Annotated in this window: 18 protein-coding genes; 7 read left to right on the top strand and 11 right to left on the bottom strand. The window is 68.2% G+C overall.

Features of this window, described 5'->3' with window-relative positions; all coding sequences use genetic code 11:
• On the bottom strand, nt 1-342 hold a 342-nt coding region (locus Mth01_RS19875; protein WP_204017396.1), incomplete at its 3' end, for a hypothetical protein.
• Between the two features lie 238 nt (nt 343-580).
• Here Mth01_RS19875 and Mth01_RS19870 point away from each other — a divergent pair.
• On the top strand, nt 581-802 hold the full coding sequence (locus Mth01_RS19870) for a hypothetical protein (protein ID WP_204017395.1): 222 nt from the start codon (nt 581-583) through the stop codon (nt 800-802).
• A 218-nt stretch (nt 803-1,020) separates the two neighbouring features.
• Here the strand turns inward: Mth01_RS19870 and Mth01_RS19865 are convergent, their stop codons facing one another.
• The 3 genes from Mth01_RS19865 to Mth01_RS19855 form a co-directional block, all read right to left on the bottom strand.
• Nucleotides 1,021-2,031, bottom strand: a complete 1,011-nt coding sequence (locus tag Mth01_RS19865; RefSeq protein ID WP_204017394.1) for a serine/threonine protein kinase — start codon at nt 2,029-2,031, stop codon at nt 1,021-1,023.
• Nucleotides 2,032-2,066: 35 nt separating this feature from the next.
• A complete protein-coding gene (locus Mth01_RS30165) occupies nt 2,067-2,339 on the bottom strand; it encodes a protein kinase domain-containing protein (RefSeq protein ID WP_275408987.1) in 273 nt (90 codons plus the stop codon).
• A 439-nt stretch (nt 2,340-2,778) separates the two neighbouring features.
• The gene (locus tag Mth01_RS19855) at nt 2,779-3,678 is read right to left on the bottom strand and encodes a phosphotransferase enzyme family protein (RefSeq protein WP_204017393.1); all 900 of its coding nucleotides are present in this window, start codon (nt 3,676-3,678) and stop codon (nt 2,779-2,781) included.
• A 123-nt stretch (nt 3,679-3,801) separates the two neighbouring features.
• Between Mth01_RS19855 and ligA the strand changes: the two genes are divergently transcribed.
• From ligA to Mth01_RS19840, 3 genes are all read left to right on the top strand, one after another.
• On the top strand, nt 3,802-5,883 hold the full coding sequence (gene ligA, locus Mth01_RS19850) for an NAD-dependent DNA ligase LigA (protein WP_239089829.1): 2,082 nt from the start codon (nt 3,802-3,804) through the stop codon (nt 5,881-5,883).
• Between the two features lie 386 nt (nt 5,884-6,269).
• Nucleotides 6,270-7,328 carry a phosphotransferase enzyme family protein gene (locus tag Mth01_RS19845; protein ID WP_204017391.1) on the top strand — a complete coding sequence of 353 codons (1,059 nt, stop codon included), beginning with the start codon at nt 6,270-6,272 and terminating at the stop codon, nt 7,326-7,328.
• A 16-nt stretch (nt 7,329-7,344) separates the two neighbouring features.
• Nucleotides 7,345-7,866 (top strand): TIGR04141 family sporadically distributed protein, encoded by a 522-nt coding sequence (locus Mth01_RS19840; protein ID WP_308440816.1) that lies wholly within the window; start codon nt 7,345-7,347, stop codon nt 7,864-7,866.
• Here Mth01_RS19840 and Mth01_RS19835 read toward each other — a convergent pair.
• The 3 genes from Mth01_RS19835 to Mth01_RS19825 all read right to left on the bottom strand — a co-directional run bounded on the left by Mth01_RS19835 (nt 7,828) and on the right by Mth01_RS19825 (nt 9,151).
• Nucleotides 7,828-8,442, bottom strand: a complete 615-nt coding sequence (locus Mth01_RS19835) for a hypothetical protein (RefSeq protein ID WP_204017389.1) — start codon at nt 8,440-8,442, stop codon at nt 7,828-7,830. The genes Mth01_RS19840 and Mth01_RS19835 overlap by 39 nt on opposite strands.
• Nucleotides 8,439-8,660: a hypothetical protein gene (locus Mth01_RS19830; protein WP_204017388.1), complete on the bottom strand. Its 222-nt coding sequence runs from the start codon at nt 8,658-8,660 to the stop codon at nt 8,439-8,441. The genes Mth01_RS19835 and Mth01_RS19830 overlap by 4 nt, the downstream gene beginning before the upstream one ends.
• 323 nt (nt 8,661-8,983) lie before the next feature.
• Nucleotides 8,984-9,151: a hypothetical protein gene (locus Mth01_RS19825; protein WP_204017408.1), complete on the bottom strand. Its 168-nt coding sequence runs from the start codon at nt 9,149-9,151 to the stop codon at nt 8,984-8,986.
• Between the two features lie 140 nt (nt 9,152-9,291).
• Between Mth01_RS19825 and Mth01_RS19820 the strand changes: the two genes are divergently transcribed.
• Entirely contained in the window at nt 9,292-11,400 is a 2,109-nt protein-coding gene (locus Mth01_RS19820; protein WP_204017387.1) for an ATP-binding protein, read from the top strand.
• A gap of 25 nt (nt 11,401-11,425) precedes the next feature.
• On the opposite strand, the gene Mth01_RS19815 is transcribed toward Mth01_RS19820, so the two are convergent.
• Entirely contained in the window at nt 11,426-12,385 is a 960-nt protein-coding gene (locus Mth01_RS19815; RefSeq protein ID WP_204017386.1) for a 4-epi-cubebol synthase, read from the bottom strand.
• 218 nt (nt 12,386-12,603) lie between these two features.
• Between Mth01_RS19815 and Mth01_RS19810 the strand changes: the two genes are divergently transcribed.
• A complete protein-coding gene (locus tag Mth01_RS19810; protein WP_204017385.1) occupies nt 12,604-13,509 on the top strand; it encodes a proteasome assembly chaperone family protein in 906 nt (301 codons plus the stop codon).
• A 2-nt stretch (nt 13,510-13,511) separates the two neighbouring features.
• Nucleotides 13,512-14,573, top strand: coding sequence for a Gfo/Idh/MocA family oxidoreductase (locus tag Mth01_RS19805; RefSeq protein WP_204017384.1), 1,062 nt, complete (start codon nt 13,512-13,514; stop codon nt 14,571-14,573).
• 164 nt (nt 14,574-14,737) lie between these two features.
• Here the strand turns inward: Mth01_RS19805 and Mth01_RS19800 are convergent, their stop codons facing one another.
• The 3 genes from Mth01_RS19800 to Mth01_RS19790 all read right to left on the bottom strand — a co-directional run bounded on the left by Mth01_RS19800 (nt 14,738) and on the right by Mth01_RS19790 (nt 18,489).
• A complete protein-coding gene (locus Mth01_RS19800; protein WP_204017383.1) occupies nt 14,738-15,472 on the bottom strand; it encodes an NYN domain-containing protein in 735 nt (244 codons plus the stop codon).
• Between the two features lie 122 nt (nt 15,473-15,594).
• Entirely contained in the window at nt 15,595-17,166 is a 1,572-nt protein-coding gene (locus Mth01_RS19795) for a serine/threonine protein kinase (RefSeq protein WP_204017382.1), read from the bottom strand.
• Nucleotides 17,167-17,208: 42 nt separating this feature from the next.
• Nucleotides 17,209-18,489 carry an SGNH/GDSL hydrolase family protein gene (locus Mth01_RS19790; protein WP_204017381.1) on the bottom strand — a complete coding sequence of 427 codons (1,281 nt, stop codon included), beginning with the start codon at nt 18,487-18,489 and terminating at the stop codon, nt 17,209-17,211.
• Nucleotides 18,490-18,544: the final 55 nt, after the last annotated feature.

Genomic DNA, 18,544 nt, shown 5'->3' with positions numbered 1-18,544 from the left:
GGAGGCCCCCGCAGCAACGGAACCGCTCACGTCGGCGCCCATGTCGGCGCCCATGTCGGCATCGCGCGCACCCGGACGCATCCCGTTCGAGGTCCCAGCCTCCGACAGCCCGGCGTCACGGAGTGCGGCATCTGGAAGTGTGGTGTTGGGGGACACGTCGGGAACGATGGCAACCCATTCGGGCCAATCGGCCCACAACTCAGCGTCCACATCCACGGACCGGCCGGAGGAACAGGCGGTGGCCCGCACCGCCGCCTCCGCCTCGACCGCCGCCCACCACTGCGGTCCCAGCAAGTCTGCCGCGCTCTCGTGTCGAGCCGCCTCCCGCGCCGCCGGCTTCATCGATTCCCTCCCCTCCACCTCATTCTTTCGAACACCTGACGCAATTATTTCACAGATGACTCAGAAATAACACAGGCCCGTCCAGGAAATTAAAAGAAATTACGAGAAGTAGATGACTATTTGTGTGCTATCCACTTGATGTCATATACGCCCTATTCGCAATAGTTTCGTGAGCGTTAGGCGGTCCCACGTAACCGGTCACGACCATCTGTGATCTCCAGGCAGGAGCAGCGGCCGCGTGAGACGGAGCAGCACGCGGACGCTCTTGCCGATCACGCCGATCCGCCAGCGGTCGAGGGTGACCCGCCGCCGCGTGGATTCCGCGGACAACCGGGTCGAAAGCTCGCTGGTCGTCGGCGAGGCCGCCGTTCTCGGGCTTCTTGGCCGGGTGGCGCAGGGCCGGACTGAGATTCTCGTAGCCCAGGTTGGCGATGGTGAGCAGGCCCGGATCCGTATGTGAAACTGGACGACACGCAAAGCCGCTCGCCGTGAAGTTGATCTGTGGCGAGACCGCTTGTGACCGGAAAACAGTCACCCCGGCCAGGCGCGCGGCAGTGAACCCCGGCACAGGACACGGTCACGGTGCGACCGGGCATCGCATGTACTCGGACGGAGCGGGCCAGTGCGGGGGAAGAACAGGCGCGCAGCCGCCCGTTCATCGAGACACAGCTTGCCCCGTCAGCCTGGCACGTCGAGATGGCGGAGCATCTCCTGGACTTCCTGAGTTTCGGGGTGGTCGGGGCCGAAGAGGAGGCGTAGGTCCTCCAACAGTGGTGTGAGGACCTCCCTCGCCTGTTGGTCATCCCCTTCGGCGGCAAGGAGGGCGCCGATGCTCCGACGGATCTCCCTCGCGGTCTCGGAGGTGTCGCTCTCTTTGGCGCGGATCACGTCGAGCACGTGGTGATACTCGCGGAGCGCGGTTGTGACCTGACCGAGCTCCGCGCGGCAGTCGGCCGCCTGACGGCGGCAGCGGATCACGTTGCTCCCCGCCGGTCCTTCGGTGCTCTCGTACGCGTTCGCGAGATCGTCGAACTCGGGCAGGGACCGGCGGTAGTCGCCGCCGATGAAGAGGACGGCAGCCCGCTTCTTCCGCAGGGCCAGGACGCGCGGATGCCTTGCACCGAGCGTCGCCGATACCGAGTCGATCAATGCTTCGAGGGCGTCGGCTGCCTGGATGTAGCGCTCCTCGTCGAGGAGGGCGTTGACCTGGCGCTCTACTTCGGCGATGGCGGCTCTCAGCCGCGTGTCGAGGGTGGCTCCAGGGTTTGGGGTGGGCCTGGAGCTTGGAGTGCCGGCGGGAGCGTCGGGCGGGCGGGGCGCGTTCGGCCGCCGATACATCTGGGTCGGGTCCGGGCAACCGGCCAGTTCCGGCCCACCCTGGGGTGCCGCCGCGCCCGGGGGCGGCAGGAACGGCAGAAGGCCCTCGTATACCGCGTACGCATCGCCCGGGCGCTGCTCTGGCTTCTTGGCCAGTAACTGCAGAACGAGCTTTTCCAGATCTTCAGGGACATCCGGCCGCAGTGCGCGGAGCGGTTGCGGCCGGGCATGCCGGTGCTGCTCCCAGAAGAGTTCCTCGGTCGGGCCGTCGAACACCGACCGGCCCGAGAGCAACTCGTGGAGCAGGCACCCGAGCGCGTAGAGGTCACTCTGCGGCGTGACCTGGCTGGCCCGGGTCTGCTCGGGCGACATGTACTGACTGGTCCCGATCGGGACCCCGTGCCTGGTCAGCTGGGAACGTCCGGCCGCAGGATCGCGGCGATGCCGAAGTCGAGCACCTTGACCGTGCCGTCGGCGGTGACCAGCACGTTGTCGGGCTTGAGATCACGGTGCACGACCGGCACCGCATGAGCGTGAGACAGGACGGTCGCGATCTGGGCGGCCATCGCCGCCGCCCATGGCATCGGCAGGTGCACGTCCGGCCGGATATAGGCGCGCAGGCTGGTCCCGTGGATGTGCTCCATGACCAGGTACAGCTGGTCGAAGGGCTCGGTGAGCACCGCGTCATAGACCTGGGGGACCCCGTGGTGGCGGATTCGGGCCGTGATGCGAGCTCACGGCGGAAGCGGTCCGCAAGCTCTTGGGCATCCCGTACGGACCTGATCACGTCCGTACGGATCACCTTGACGGCGACCTCACGATCGAGAACAGCGTCGTAGCCCCGCCAGACCGTTCCCATTCCCCCGCTGCTGATCTCCTCGGTCAGCTCATATCGACCGGCAACGGGTTCACTGGGCACATTCACTCCGCGAGCCTCGCTGGACACCTTGTGTTACCAGTGTGCTCACGGCGGATCTTGCTGTCCAGTCAGCGAAGAAGGATCGATCGGTACGTCCAGCAGGGACCTACGACTGGAAGCTGGTCGCCCTCCAACTGGGCATGGTCTATCCCCGCCGGATCAAGCCGACGCCACGGCTCTCCCACGGGTGGCCGTAGCCGTCACACAGATCTCAGCCGTACGTCTGCCATTTGACGGTTAGGTCGCCGGCCTTGAAGCTGCGCATGCGGTGCTCCCATTGCGGACGAATCGCCGGATTGCTTCGCAAAAATGGGCAAGACGCTGGTGACCAGTTTGAGCTCACGAAGCCGCCGCAGGACCGGGAAGCCTTCCCATCCGGTCACGTCGAAACCGTACTCCTCGCGCAGCGGGCTGTGTTCGTCCACTGGGTAGTCCATGCGGAGGCTACCGACCGCCACCGGGGTCAGGTCCCATTCGCGCGGGCCGATCGTCGTGCTGTCGAAGTCGCACAATGCGGGCCCGAGGGGGCCGGCGATGACGTTTCCGAGGAACGCATCCCCGTGGATGATCCCGGGCTGGAGAACATAGCTGAGGGCGGCGAGCTGTCCTTCGATCTCGTCGCATTCGTGCTGAAGGAAGGCGTGGTCGTCGGCGGACAACTCTTCTGGCTCGTTCAGGCGCTGGCGAATTTCCGTCATCGGCCGCCACTGGGGCAGGTCCGGCGGCGGATCGGTCAGGGCGTGCAGGCGTCGCAGCAGGATCCCAAGATCCCTTCCGTTAAGGTGCCCGCCGACCTCCGGCAGGTGCTCCCACAGCGTGATGACGTGACCATCCACGCTCAGCGGCTGCTCCATGCCGGATAGGAGTCGGACCGCTGGGAGGTCGTGCCGGGCCAGCCAGCGGGCGACCCGAACCACTGTCGGGACGCGGGTGCGAGCGGCGTTGGATCCGGCTATGCGCACGACGACGGGCGCCTGACGGAGACGGAAGACCGCATCGTTGGTGAACTTGATCAGCTCGGCGTCTCGCGAGGAGAGCCCTGCGCGGGCACAGACGGCCTCCAGCAGACCATCGAGCCTGTCGCGCGTGACGCCGCACATGGGCGTGAGCCTCGCGCCATGGCTCGGCCCTGGCCCGATGTCGGGCCTGTCGACGATCCTCAGCGCCACGCCGTTCTGTCAGTGCCAGTCGTCACAATGAGTCACATGAAGGAGAACTCCACGGTGCCAGCCGCTGTCCTGGCTGATGAAGACGCCTATCTGCAGGCGGTCGCGCAGGCGCGTACTGCCGCCGAGGCGTACTACGGGTCCGGCGAGCCCAGCATGGACGATGAGACCTATGACCGGCTGCTGCGCGCGATCATCGCCTGGGAGGACGAGCACCCCGACCTGGTCGCGGCCGACTCCCCTTCCCAGCAGGTCGCGGCCGGGGTGGCCACCGGTGAGGTCGAGCACACGGTACGGATGCTGAGCCTGGGCAACGTCTTCTCTGACCCGGAACTGAAGGCATGGACCGTGTCGCTGGAACGCCGATTGGGTGGGCGTACGGTGACCGCCTGGGCGGTGGAGCCCAAGTTCGACGGTGTGGCCCTGGCCGCCCGCTACTGCAAAGGCCGACTGGTCCAGCTGGTCACCCGGGGTGACGGGACGACTGGTGAGGACATGTCCCACGCGATCGGGGACATCGTCGGCCTTCCCACGACCCTGACCGAGCCGATCACCGTCGAGGTCCGGGGCGAGGTTCTGATGACGCAGGCCCAGTTCGTCGCAGCCAACGAACTGCGGGCCGCACACGAGGCGCCGGTGTTCGCCAACCGCCGCAATGCCTCCTCCGGGTCGCTGCGGGCCAAGGACCGCGCCTACCACATCGAGCAGACGTTCCTGGCCTACGCCGCCCTGACCGGCCCCGAGCACACCAGTGACCCCACCCTGGAGAATCTGCCCCACACCCGGCTCATCGCGCGCCTGGCCGACCTCGGGCTGGGTACCACCATCGACACGCCGGTCGCCACCCGCTCCTACACCACTCTGGAGCAGGTCCTGGCCCGGGTGCAAGAAATTGGCACCCTGCGCGCAGAACTGGATTTCGAGATCGACGGCGCTGTAATCAAGGCCGACGAGCCCGCCGACCAGGTCCAGGCCGGTACGGGTTCACGCACCCCGCACTGGGCCATCGCGTTCAAGTTCCCCGCCGCCCAGAAGATCACCGTGCTGCGCGCGGTTGAATGGGGCGTGGGCCGCACCGGCGTCATCGCCCCACGCGCCGTCCTCGACCCGGTCAACGTCGCAGGCACGACCATCACCTACGCCACCCTGCACAACCCCGCCGACATCACCCGCCGTGGCCTGCTACTCGGCGACCGCGTCATCGTCTGCCGCGCCGGCGAAGTCATCCCCCGCGTCGAAGGCGCCGTCACCACCCTGCGCACCGGCGACGAACAGCCCATCGCCTTCCCCCAGGTCTGCCCGCGCTGCGGGGCCGATATCGACCGCACGCAGGAACGCTGGCGCTGCGTCCGGGGCCGCGCCTGCGGTCAGATCGAAGCCATCCGCTATGCGGTCGCCCGCGATGCCCTGGACGTCGACGGCCTCGGCGAGAAGATCATCGTGCAACTGGTCGACAAGGGCCTGATCGAGGACTTCGCTGACCTGTTCACCCTCACCTGCGACCAACTGCTGACCTTGGACCGCATGGGTGCGAAAAGCGCCGACAACCTCCTGACCGCCATCGACACCGCCAAGAGCAAACCGCTGAACCGGGTCTTCTGTGCCCTCGGCATACTGGGCACCGGACGCTCCATGTCGCTGCGCATCGCCAAGCAATTCGGCTCGATGCAGGCGGTGCGGGATGCCGACGCCGCAGCGCTGGAGCAGGTCGACGGCATCGGCAGCGAGAAGGCTCCGGTCATCGTCGCGGAACTGGCCGAGATCGCCCCGATGATCGACAAGCTCGTGGCCGCGGGGGTGAACATGACCCAACCCGGCTTCGTCCCATCCGCTGCCTCCGACGGCGTCCCGGAAGGGGGAGTGGAGTCCGGGGAAGCAGGAGAAAGGCTGCCGTTGGCCGGAATGACGGTGGTGGTGACCGGGGCGATGAGTGGACCCCTGGCGGAGCACTCCCGTACCGAGATGAACGAACTGATCGCCCAGGCGGGGGGCCGCGCATCCTCCAGCGTCTCCGCGCGCACCCACCTGGTCGTCGCAGGCGAGAACGCCGGCAGCAAGCTCGACAAGGCCCGCACTCTTGGCATCAAGATCATAACGCCCGAGGAACTCGCCGAGCGCCTTGCCACCTACCTCACCTGATCTTCCCAGCGCGGCGCGCCGCTTCGAGCCCCACGACCGGACCCAGGTAGAAGCGACCCTCGCCAGCATGACCAAGGCCGCCAGGAACGAACCGCGAACCGAGTACTCCTTGGCCGCGGTCCATCCCACGGGAGATCTCATCGCCTTCGCGCGGTTGGCCATCGACACCCACATCCCGCCCAGAACAGCGGGCAGTGGACCGGTGCCCTGCGCACCCCGACCGAGTGCCTTGCCCGCTCCGAGGCGCGGCCGCATGGTGGCACAGCCGTCTCGGCGATCCACAACGATCCCGGCACCTCGGGCATCCGGCCAAGCCTCAGTGCGACAAGCCTCAGTGTGGTTGGCCGTTCATCAGCGGTGACGTGACAGAAAAGGAGCAGGGAGACATGCCGAACCCGGCCGCCGTGCAGGTCACCGAGGTCCTGGCCGACGCCTACGGTCTTATCGGGGCAAGGTTGGCCCGGCTGGACGGACAGGTCAGCATCAACTACCGCGCGACGACGGCCGAGGGCCGCAGAGTGTTCGTCAAGAACTACACCTGCGGCTCAGACCTCGCGGCGGAGGAGGAGGCGATCGCGCAGACCAGGCTGGCCGGTGACCATGGTGTGCCGGTCGCCGCCATCGTCCCCTCGGTCACCGGCGAACTGATCACCCGCCGTGGCGATACCGCTGTGTCCGTCTGGGAATGGCTGCCGGGCCACTCCGTGGAGAGCGGGTTCAACGCCGTGCAGCAGGTCGCCACCGGCCGGATGCTGGGCCGCGTCCACCGCGCCTTCGCCGGCCACCCGACCGGCACCCACCCCTCTCCTCGGGTCGACCGATGGCTCAACCCTGACTTGGACAAATGCGACGCGACAATCGACACGCTCCTGGCCCTCATCAAAGATCGAACGGAGCAAGAACCCTTCGATCGGCAGGCCGCCGACACGTTGACCGAGCGCCGCACTCAACTGCTGCGTCTGCCCAGCTTGATCACCGCGTTGCCTCCACTACATGCCCAGGTGCTGCACGGCGACTACAGTCCCAAGAACCTGCTCTTCCACGGCAACGCCATCACCGCGGTGGTGGACTTCGGCCCGGCGGAGCCGTTCCTGACCAGCTACGAACTGGGTCGCATCGCGTTCGATCCCCGGTCCGTCGCGCTCGGGGAGGACTGGATCGCCTCCGGCATGGCCCTGGTGGCCGCCTACCTGGAGGAAAACCCACACCTACCCGCCGCCGACATCACCTCGTGCGCCCGTGTCGCCCTCATCCAACTGATGGTCAGCCTCTACGGCGTCAAAGAGCACTACCTCAAGCCCGGATTGATCCAAGACGACCTCGATCGGTTCTGGCTGCTGCGCCACCGCGCGGCAACACGTCTGCTGGACCACCTGGACGAGGTCGAGGAAGCGCTGGCATCCGTCACACCCAGCAGTTCTATGCACCGCCGATCGGCATCATGAGGCCCGCTCGTACCGCATCAAAATCGGCAGCATCGCGATCGACAGGGATGAGCTTGATCTCGACTCCCTGCGGCAGCGATGCAAGGTGCAGCACTGCCTGGACCCGGTGACGGCGCTGCGTGAGGGCCATGTCGAGATGTGCGCCGACCGCGACGGCAAGGAGCTGATCAGCCGAGCCAGGGCCATTCGGTGGATCGAGGCCTCCGTGTCGATCGGACCACGCATCTACCAGCTCAGCGATGGCGAGTGGTTCGAGTGCGGTGCCACGTATGTGGAGTCGATCAAGTGCCGGCTGCGCGAGCTGATCACGGACAGGCCGGAGCTGGAGATGTTGCCGTGGCGGCTCGGTGAAGAGGAGGAGGACTACAACGAGTCATCGAGGTCAGCCTCATCTATGCCGGGGCGCTACCTATCGATCAGCGCGACCAACACCTCGATCACGGCAGCTGCCACCATGAGTGGGCCAACCGTCCTCCAGCGAAGCCCCGGACGCATGGTTTCAAGCGTCTGTCAGCCTCCGGCGGTTACGGTAGCCTAGCCGCCCTCCCAGCGCCCTTAGCCTGTTCAGGCTAAGGTGCATCGGATCACCTTCCGCCAGATTCAGCAGACAAGACTTCAATAGCGCTTCCGTATCACGCGTCATCAGAAGCCGATCGTTCGCATCCTCAAGGGAATGTGTACCTGCATCGCCCGCAGAAGCGGCTGTCCCCTTCTCCGCCTCGTTCAGCAGCTTCCCGACGGCCTGATGTGACATACCGAGCAGGTAACCAATGTCGCGGTGAACGTAACCTCTCCGCGCCAGGGCAGTCACCATTGCTTGCGTTGCTTCGGCGGCCTGTTGTTTGACTAGAGTCGCCGCGAGGCGGGTCAGCAGCGTGGCTTCCAGTTCCGTAGCCACTTCATCATCGGCCACAGACAAGTCGAAGTCGGCGTCGATCTCGGAGACATCCACATCCAGCATGGTGGCCACCAGGTCACGAGCCATCTCTTCGGCTTGCTCCAGGCGCTTTACTTGCGTGGGGTAGGCGCGCTTAAGGCCGGGTCCGGAGACGGTCAACGCCCACCAATCATCGCTCCTGCTGACGGAGATGGTGTAGGTGTCGCGCTTGCTCACTGCTCCTCCTGCTCCTTCGCGACCTCAACGAGGATGCTCTCCCAGCTCTCCAAGATTCCTTTCGCCGTGCGCTCGTTGACCTCCGAGTGCCGAGGCACAGGCATCGCCTCCGAACCGGCATGCCACTTGGTGTGACTGCCACCTTCGGTGGAGTGAACGGGCACCCCGTACTCCTTGGCGAGTTTGCGCATCCGCCGCTCAAGATCTCGCTTCCTCATCACTAGTATAGGCTACCAAGGTTGCATAGTGCCAGGCAACCTAAGTTGCAGAGGTGCATGAGTGTCGGGACCACGGTGCTGCCTAAAACCTGGGGCACAAGGGGTCCATGCAGACAAGCGGCCGGCGCCGATGCGGAGCAGCCGCGTAGCGGATGGACCCGTGGCGTAGTTGGGATGTCGGGTCGCGTGATGGGACCACAAACCGGTTATTGTGCGTCCAACTGAATGACGACGGTTGCCTATCAGTGAGCTGAGGGCTCAAGGCGACCGCCTCACCGATCATCGCCTTCATGAGGGTGTCGAAGCCGGAATCCGGGCAGGCTCTAGCCCCAGTGGGGTGGGCGTTCTTCCAGGTAATGGGAGTCGTCGGAGTCGGAGTGCCATTCACCCCAGCCGAGGTCGGTGTCGTCGCTCGTCTGGTCGGGCAACACCGGCAGTCCCTCATCGGAGAGGTCCACCGGACGCATGTCATCCGGATGCTGCACAGTCACGCCCCCATGGTATCCGCAACGTCTCCCCACCTGGGAGGAGAAACATCACCCGTACAACCCGGGCGTGTGTCGGCGGCCGAAGGTACGATGCGGATGCAGACATCACGCCCGGACGACCCCCGACGAACCCGTGAGGCGGCATGGCTACGCCAGCAGGATGGCGGCAAGAGGGCAACCTGCCCGTAGAGCTCACCAGTTTCGTGGGCCGTACGCGGCTCCTCGCTTCGCTGCGGCAACGGCTGCAGCAGTCCCGGCTGGTGACGGTCACCGGCATCGGCGGCGTGGGCAAGTCGCGTACGGCGCTGCGCATCGCGCATCAGATCCGCAGGCAGTTCCGGGACGGCGTCTGGTACGCCGACCTGGCCCGGCTGCAGGACTCCGGCATGGTCCAGCACACGATCACGGCCGCGCTCGGGATCGCCGACCAGTCCCCGAGGGAGGGGTCGGACACTCTGGCGGAGTGGCTGGCCGACCGGGAGATCCTGCTCGTCCTGGACACCTGCGAGCACCTCGTCGACGCCGTCGCGCCGCTCACCAGCCGGCTCCTCGACGCGGCGCCGAACCTGCGGATCCTCGCGACCAGCCGCCGTTCGCTCAACGCGCCGGGCGAGTACACGCTCGCGGTCCCGCCGCTCACCGTCCCCGGGGACGACCCGTCGGAGAATCCGTACACGAACGAGGCGGTCGAGCTGTTCGGCGCGCGGGCCGGCGCCGTGGTGCCCGACTTCGTGGTGGACGAGAGCAACGTCACGGCCGTCTCCGAGCTGTGCCGCCGCCTGGACGGGATCCCGCTCGCGATCGAGCTCGCCGCCGTGCGCCTGCGCACGCTGTCGGTCGAGCAGATCCTCACCCTGCTCACCGACCGGTTCAGTCTGCTCGCCGGCGCGAGCCGTACGGCCCTGCCGCGCCACCAGACGCTGCGCGCGGCGATCGGGTGGAGCCACGAGCTGTGCGAACCGGCCGAGCGGCTGCTGTGGGCCCGCCTGTCGGTGTTCGCCGGGGACTTCGAGCTGGAGGCGGCCCGCTACGTCTGCTCGGATGAGACTCTCGCGGCCGACCGCATCCTCGACGTGATCGGCGAACTGGTCGACAAGTCGGTGCTGCTGAGCTTCCCGACCCCGGCGGGCCAGCGTTACCGGCTGATCGACACGCTGCGGCAGTACGGCGGGGAGTGGCTGGACAAGCTCGGTGAGACGCCCGAGCGGCGCCGCCGCCACCGGGACTACTACCTGCAGCTCGCCGAGCGCGGCGAGCATTCCTGGTCGGGGCCCCGGCAGGTGCACTGGTTCACCCGGATGCGGCAGGAGCACGACAACATCCGGGTGGCCCTCGAATACTGCCTGTCGGTCCGGGGCGAGGAGGGCGTCGGCCTCGAACTGCTGTCGTCCCTGTGGTTCCTCTGGGTCGCCTGCGGCTTCGCCCGGGAGGGCGTGCACTATCTGGAGCGCACGCTGGAGGCGGCGCCGGAGCCGAGCAGGCGGCGGTGCAAGGCCCTGTGGGTGCTGTCCTACATCCGCAGCGCGCAGGGCGACATGGCCGGGGCGCTCGAGGCCGCCGAGCGGTGCAGCACCGAGGCGGTGCGGGCGGGCGACTCGGTCGCGGTCCTGCTGGCGACCAAGATGCAGGGCACGGCGGCCATGCTGCAGGGAGACACCCAGAAGGCCACGGCCCTGCTCGGGGTCGCCATCGAGTTCCACCGGGGCGGGCGCGAGCTCAACCCGGGCCTGCTCCCCGCGATCGTCGAGCTGTCCATGGTGCTGCTGGCCCAGGGCGAGCCCGCCGATGCCGAGACGCTGCTGCTGGACTGCCTGAAGACCTGCCAGGATCGGGGCGAGCTGTGGCTGCGTTCCTACGCCTGGTACGTCATGTCGCTGGCGCAGCGTGCCACCGGCCGCCACGACGAGTCGCTGGTGAGCTGCAAGGAGTCGCTGCGGATCAAGCGCCACTTCCATGACGTGCTCGGCGTCGTGCTGTGCGTGGACACGCTGGCCACGCTCAACCTCGACATGGGCGCCCCGGAGCGCACCGCGATGCTGCTCGGCGCCGCCCAGGCCAACTGGCGCACGTTCGGCCTCCCCCAGTTCGGCTCGCCGTTCTTCACGGCCGAGCACGAGCAGTGCGTCAAGGAGTGCAAGAAACTGATCGGCGACGCCGCCTACGACGAGGCGTACGCCTCGGGGGCGCGGCTCAGCCTCGGCGACCTCGTCGAGTACGCACTGGACGACTTCGGCGACTTCGAGCAGGAGTGAGCGCCGCCGGGCTGAGCCACGCCCGTCAGGTCAGGGCGTCGGTGTAGCGCGAGCTGGTGAGCGAGTAGTCGACGCTGCCGCTGATCCAGTACCGCAGCCCCCGGACGTAGGCGGAGACGGCCGGTGAACGCAGCGCCGCCACGGCCGGCTCCAGGGCCACCATCTCGGCGATGGCCTGGTCGCGCATGACGCCGATCCGGTCCATCGCCTCCTGGACCGAGCAGCCCCCGTGGGCGACCAGCACCGTGACCAGATTGTTACGGCCGTTGGCCGCATCACGTTCCTTGGCGTACGAGATGAGGTCGTTGTCCCACACGACCACGTCGTTGGCGTGCTGAGTCATGGCGCGTACGGCCGGGTGGCGCCACTCGTCGGAGGTGAGGCGGACCCCGGCGGTCACGTCGATCAGGGCGAAGACGGTGAGCATGGCCCCGGTCCTGCGGCGCATGAAGACGTAGTCGCCGAAGGTGGGGACCACGTCGTCCTCCCGGTTGGCCGCCTCCCAGACCTGCGCGAACAGGTAGTCCTTCGTCATCGCGCGCCAGCGGTCGAGCTGGTCGGCGGTGCCGTACGCGGTGATCCGGGCCTTGATGTCGAGCAGCGCGCGGGCGAAGACGTTGTCGACCGGCTCCTCGCCGGTGAGGTCGTCGATGACCTCGAAGAGCCGCGGGAGGGCCCGGGCGATCTCCGCCGCCCGCCGATCGGACTCGCAGTAGACGTCGTCGAAGGCGAACAGCCACACGCACCAGTCGGTGACCAACTGGCAGAGTTCCCGGGCCGCGTAGGGGTAGGTGCGGGCGCCCAGCCATCCGTATCCGGCCGATCGGAAGCGCTCGAGCTGTTCGCCGTCGGCGATCATCCCAGAGGCCGCCAGCCAACTCATCGTGTCCCGATCCACCTCGTCCACATGGGGGTTCACGTCGCTGGGGAAGGGGCAGGTGAGCGCGGGGAGACGGAAGGCCTGCCTGGTGTTGGAAGTCGGCATCAGCCCAGCATGACCATCGCGCGGAGCGATGACCAGACTGTCCGGCATTACGGAAAATTTCGGACAGCCGACTTCGTGTCCCTAATGAGGGAGAGACTCCGCGTACACCCCACGGTCGCCCTGCCCTCCGTTGTCCACAGGCCATACGTCCGCGCGGGAATCCGCACTGCGCTGCGCTAGGTTCATCAGTTAAAGGAACCTTGAGAAAGGCTGGAGACGTGTTCGACCCCACGGATCTCTACCGGCTCGACGGGAACCTCCCCGAGCTGACCGATCCGGTGCTGCTATACCACTTCGAGGGGTTCGTGGACGCCGGCGCCACGGGCCGGTTGGCAATCGGGCACCTCCTCGCCGAGTTGGAGCATCGGGTCATCGCCAGGTTCGACGTCGACCGGCTGCTCGACTACCGGTCCCGGCGACCCATCATGACCTTCGACACCGACCGCTGGACCGACTACGACACCCCGGAGCTCGCCGTCCACCTCGTGCGCGACACCACGGGCACCCAGTTCCTGGTCCTGTCGGGGCCGGAGCCGGACCGCGAGTGGGAGCTGTTCACCGATGCCGTCGCCACGCTCGTCACCCGGCTGGGCGTGGGCAGGCTGGTGAGCGTGCACGGCATCCCCATGGGCGTCCCGCACACCCGTCCGCTCGGCCACACCGCGCATGCCAGCCGCCCCGAACTGATCAACGGCCGGCCCAGCCCGTTCGGGAAGGTCCAGGTGCCCGGGAGCGTCGCGGGGCTCATCGAGCTCCGGCTCGGCGCCAAGGGCCACGACGCGCTGGGCTTCGCCGTGCACGTGCCGCACTATCTGGCCCAGGCGGAGTATCCGCAGGCCGCGGTGGCGGCGCTGGAGGCGGTCACCGGCAACACCGGCCTGGTGTTCCCCATGGAAGGTCTCCGGGAGGCCGCCGCGAAGACCGACGAGGAGATCGCACAGCAGATCAGCGCCTCGGAGGAACTGTCGGGCGCGATCCAGGGCCTGGAGCAGCAGTACGACGCCTTTCAGTCGGGTGCGCAGCGGGAGAACCTGCTCGCGGAGAACATGCCGATGCCGACCGGCGACGAACTGGCCGCCCAGTTCGAGGCGTTTCTCGCCGAACGCGACGAGCGGGACGGCTGACGATGGCCTCCGGAGCGCCCGACATCCGCGTCGGCCTGGCCGGTTACGGAACGGGCGGGGCGTTCTTCCACGCGCCGCTGATCGCCGCCGTCCCCGGGCTGCGGCTGGCGGCCGTGGTCACCCGCGACCCGGCGAAGGCCGAGCGGGTACGGCGCGAGCACCCCGGCGCCGATGTCGTCGGGTCGGCCGACGAGCTGTGGGACCGATGCGACCTCGTGGTGATCGCCACGCCGAACCGCACCCACGTGCCGCTGGCCGTCGAGGCGCTCAAGGCGGGCCTGCCCGTGGTGGTGGACAAGCCGCTGGCGGGCACCGCCGCCGAGGCCCGAGATCTCCTGCGACTCGCGCGCGACCGGGGCCTGATGCTCAGCGTGTACCAGAACCGGCGCTGGGACGGCGACTTCCTGACGGTCCGCCGCCTGCTGCCCGAGCTCGGCGAGGTGCATCGCTTCGAGTCCCGGTTCGAGCGGTGGCGGCCGGTGCCCAAGGGCGGCTGGCGTGAATCCGGCGGCCCGGAGGAGATCGCCGGGATCCTCTACGACCTCGGCAGTCATCTCGTCGATCAGGCCGTCCAGCTCTTCGGCCCGGTCTCGCACGTGTACGCCGAGGCCGACGTGCGGCGGGCGGGCGTGCTGGCCGACGACGACGCCTTCATCGCGTTGACGCACGCCTGCGGCACGCGGTCGCACCTGTGGATGAGCGCGATGGCCGGTCGACTCGGCCCCAGGTTCCGCGTGCTCGGGTCGAAGGCGGCCTACGTCAAGTGGGGCCTCGACCCCCAGGAGGAGCGGCTGCGCGCCGGCGAGCGTCCGGGGCCCGGCTGGGGTGCCGAACACCCGGACCTGTGGGGGACGCTCGGCGTCGACGGCGATGGCCGTACGGTCCCCACCGAGCCGGGCGCCTACCACCGGTTCTACGAGGGCGTCGTGGCCTGCCTGCGGGACGGCGCCCCGCCGCCCGTCTCACCGGAAAGCGTCGTCGAGACCCTCACCGTCCTGGAGGCCGCCAGGCACTCAGCCGCCACCGGCACCGTCATCCCCATCCCCGCCGAGAAAGCCAGCTAAGGCCGGGCGGACCAGCGAGACGAGGGAGCCGAGCCAGCCAAAGTGAGCGTCTGTCCCCCTGATCCACACCGGGCAGGTAAAGAACGTTCCGAGGTTTTCACCAGAGAAAAAAGAAGACCCGGCCCACGAGGAGCCGGGTGGTCTACGTGAAGAAGTGTACCCCATCACCAGCCGGGTGGCATCGAATACCCACCCACCGGGTTCGGGAGCTGGTGATGCCGAATGTCCCGCTCGCTCAGCTTGCGCCAGAAGTGACGGCCGACTCCCATTGTCGGCAGGCCGCGCAGGGCGCCTGCAGTCTGTCCGGGGGAGGGATTGACCAGCCCGACCGGGACCAGCTTGCGCGCTTCCTCGATCGGGAACCGCAGATCGGAGTCATTGGAGATCACCAGCGCCGCGTCGACGTTGTCACGTAGAACGTCCAGCAGCAGATGGGACGCGACATTGACGTCGCTGCCTTTCTCCTCGCGGTGCGCGACGGAGACCATGAACCGCGCGTCATTGACCTCCAAGCCAGCGCTGTCCTGAACCATCACCGGCCAGCCGGGGCCGACCAGTCGCGGCCGACCGTTCGGCTGGCGCACTGCGAGCGGCGCCGCCTTCACCCGCGCGACGTAGTACCCGTACTCGATGTGGTCGACACTCTTCGAGGCAAGCAGGGCCTTGAGGTAGACGTCCTGATCCGCATAGCTCGACGGGTTCTCGGCCGCGTCCACCCGCGCCGTGCAGTAGACCACCCGCCCCAACAGAGCGCCACGCCAGTCGTGTCGCTCTTGCATGAGGGATTGCGCGAGCGCCCCGATGTCGAGCCAGCGCCAGCCGAGCGTACCCCGGCCACACAACGACCGTGCCCCGTAGTACAGGTTGTAGCCGTCTACATACACACCGACACGCATCACTGGGGCACCCTATCCCAGTCCGTAGCCGCGGTTGACCAATCACCACCTCCATCACTCGACTGGATACCGTTCCGACCGGGACCGAGTTCGTCACGCAGGCAGCGGGGCGATTCCGTACCAGTTCAGCTCTTGACGAGCGTGCCCTGGAAGAGGACCTTGCCCTTTGCGCTGTCCCAGCGGTAGGAGAGGCCGTCGTCGGTACGGACGAGGGCGATCTCGCCGGCCGCGCACTTGTCGATCCGGAAGACCAGCGCGGTCTCGGAGCTGCGCGTCAGCCTCAGGTCTGCCTGGCACGAGCTGGTTATGTCCTTCCAGCTTCCGGTGTCCTTGCCCGGCTCCAGCGTGATCTGGACGTCGGTCTCGTCGTAGCCCGCAACGAACTCGGTCGGTTCGATGTGGCCGCCCCAGGTGCCGGCGAACGCCGTGGGCACCGTCCCCCCGGGCCTGGTCGTCGGCACGGCGGTGGCCTTCGGCGTGGCGGTCGGGTCTCCCGCCTCGTCGTCAGTCGTGACGGGATCGTCCTGGGCTGTGCCGTCGTCCTGGGCTGTGCCGTCGTCGTCCGTGACGGCGTTTTCGAGTGTGGCATCGGTGGGGAGCACCGGTGAGGTGGTGGTCGGAGACACTGTCGTCGTGGCGCCCGCGGACGGCGAAGAGGTGGACCCTTTGTCATCGGACAGCAGGCGCGGCGCCAGCAGCACTGCCGTGACCGACAGTGCGGCCACGGCCGCCACGGCTCCGATGACGATCCCGGTGCGTGAACTCCGCCGTTCGCCGCCTGCCTCGGTGGCCTCCGCCGAGCCCGGCAGGGTCGCCCCGGCCGCGGTGAGGATGGCGGTCGGCTCGCCCTGCCGTACCCCCTCCGGTCTGGTGGCGGCCGCGGCGCCCGCCCGCAGCGGGTCGGGGGCGGACCCGACGAGCTCCAGCAGCAGGTCACGGGAGGCCGGCCGGCGCGCCGGATCCTTGGCGAGGCAGCGTTCGACCACCCCGCGCAACGACGCGGGCAGCGCCGATGCGTCGGGCTCGGCGGTCAGGATCCGGTGCATGACGGCGGGCACGCTGTCGGCGCCGAAGGCCGCACGGCCCGTGGCGGCGAAGACGATCGTGGCCCCCCAGGCGAACACGTCGGCTGCGGGGGTGGCCGGATGTCCGGCGATCTGCTCGGGTGCCAGATAGGCGGGGGTGCCGACGGGGCCGGCGGTGATCGTGTCGCTCGCGCCGTGCCTGGCGATGCCGAAGTCCACCACCCGGGGCCCGTCCGGCCCGAGGATCACGTTGCCGGGTTTGAAGTCCCGGTGCACGATCCCGGCGGCGTGGATGGCCGCCAGGGCGGTGGCCGTACCGACCGCGAGCCGTTCCAGTTCACCGCCGCGCAGCGGGCCGCCGGAGCCGACCCGCTGCTGCAGGGACGGCCCGTCGATGAACTCGCTCACGACGTACGGCATCCGCCCGTCGACCACCGCGGTCAGCACTCGGGCGGTGCAGAACGGCGCGACGCCGCGCATCGCGTCCAGTTCGCGGACCAGCCGCTCCTTCACCGCCGAGTCGAACCCCGACTTGAGCACCTTCACCGCGACCGGTTCCCCGCCCGGCGTCCGGCCCAGGAACACCACCCCCTGGCCGCCCTCGCCGAGCCGTCCACTCAGTGTGAACTCACCCAGTGCACGCGGGTCATCGGGGTCCAGGGGGGCGACCATGGGACCGCACGATAGCGGTCCGAAGGCGTCGGCGGATACGGCTCAGAGACGACGGAGGTCGACCGTGTAGGCGAGCCTGCGCCGCCCGGCGTCGCTCATGTGCAGGTGATCACCGATGTCGTACGCCGGGGCGAGCTGCTCGGGGAACTCCGGATCGCGGACGGCCTTGTCGAAGTCGATGACGCCGTCGAAGGCCCCGCTGGTGCGGATCCACTTGTTGACCTGCTGCCTGATCTCCTCCCGCTCCTCCGTCCACGTGCCGAAGCCGAAGAACGGGGTGAGCGTCCCACCGAGGATCCGCACTTTCCGGGCGTGAGCCATCTTGATCAGCCGTTTGTACCCGTCGATCAGCGGCGCGGCCGAGGTGTAGTAGCCCCGGGAGATGTCGTTGATGCCCTCGTAGACGATGACCGTGCCCACCCCGGGCTGGGTCAGCACGTCGCGTCTGAAACGGCCCACGCCGCGCGGTCCGGCGTCGTGGTGGAGCAGCCGGTTGCCGGCGATGCCGGCGTTGAGCACGCCCATCCGCCGGTTCGCCGGCAGCCGGACGAGCCGGTGGTAGAGGTAGTCGGTCCAGCGCCGGTTGGCGTCCGTGCTCTGCCCCGCGCCGTCGGTCAGCGAGTCGCCGAACGCGACGACCGAGCGTGTCGTCTTCGGCGCGCCCACCGCGATGCGGTCCAGGAAGTACCACTGGGTGCTGGTGTAGGTGAAGCCGTCGGCGGCCTCGTCTGCGGCGAAGTCTCCCGGTTCCGACAGGTACGTGGTCGCGTAGGCGCGCTCGTGCCCGGTCACACCCTGGACGTTGCCCGGGACGTGGAAGCTGACGACGACGTCGGATCCGCCGGAGATCTTCCCGGGAATCGGGTCGCTCCAGACGGCGCGCCCGGAGCCGATCGTGACCGATTCGCGCCCGCCGAAGGTCACCGGACGGTTGGTGCCCATGAGGATCTCCGCGCCGTACGCCTGGATGCCGACGTGGACGCCGCGGAACGTCACGGGCGCCGAGCCGAACAGGTTGGACAGGCGGATGCGCATCCCCGTGCCGCCGACGCTGGTCCGCACCACCATCCGGACCGTCTGGTCGCCAAGGGCGGCGGCGAGCCGGGTGGTCGACGCCGACCAGGTGCCGACCAGGCGATGGGAGGCGGGCTGCGCGCCTTTCCGGCCCCCGCTCCGGTCGGGCTGACGGTCGGGCTGACGGTCGGCCTGCAGTGTCTCCGCTTTCGCCGGAGCCGCTGGGAGCACCACCACCACGGTCGTCGCCGCGGTGGCCGCGGTGAGGGCGACAGCCGCGAGCATCAACCGGTGAGCCGGCCGGGGCATCGACATCCTCCTGATGTGATCGCGAATGATGTGGCCCTACATTACGAGAGTTTTA

The organism is Sphaerimonospora thailandensis, from assembly GCF_016863115.1.
Taxonomy (GTDB): domain Bacteria; phylum Actinomycetota; class Actinomycetes; order Streptosporangiales; family Streptosporangiaceae; genus Sphaerimonospora; species Sphaerimonospora cavernae.
The sequence above is the reverse complement of the archived record's forward strand: the minus strand, read 5'-3'. Positions and strand labels throughout refer to the sequence as shown.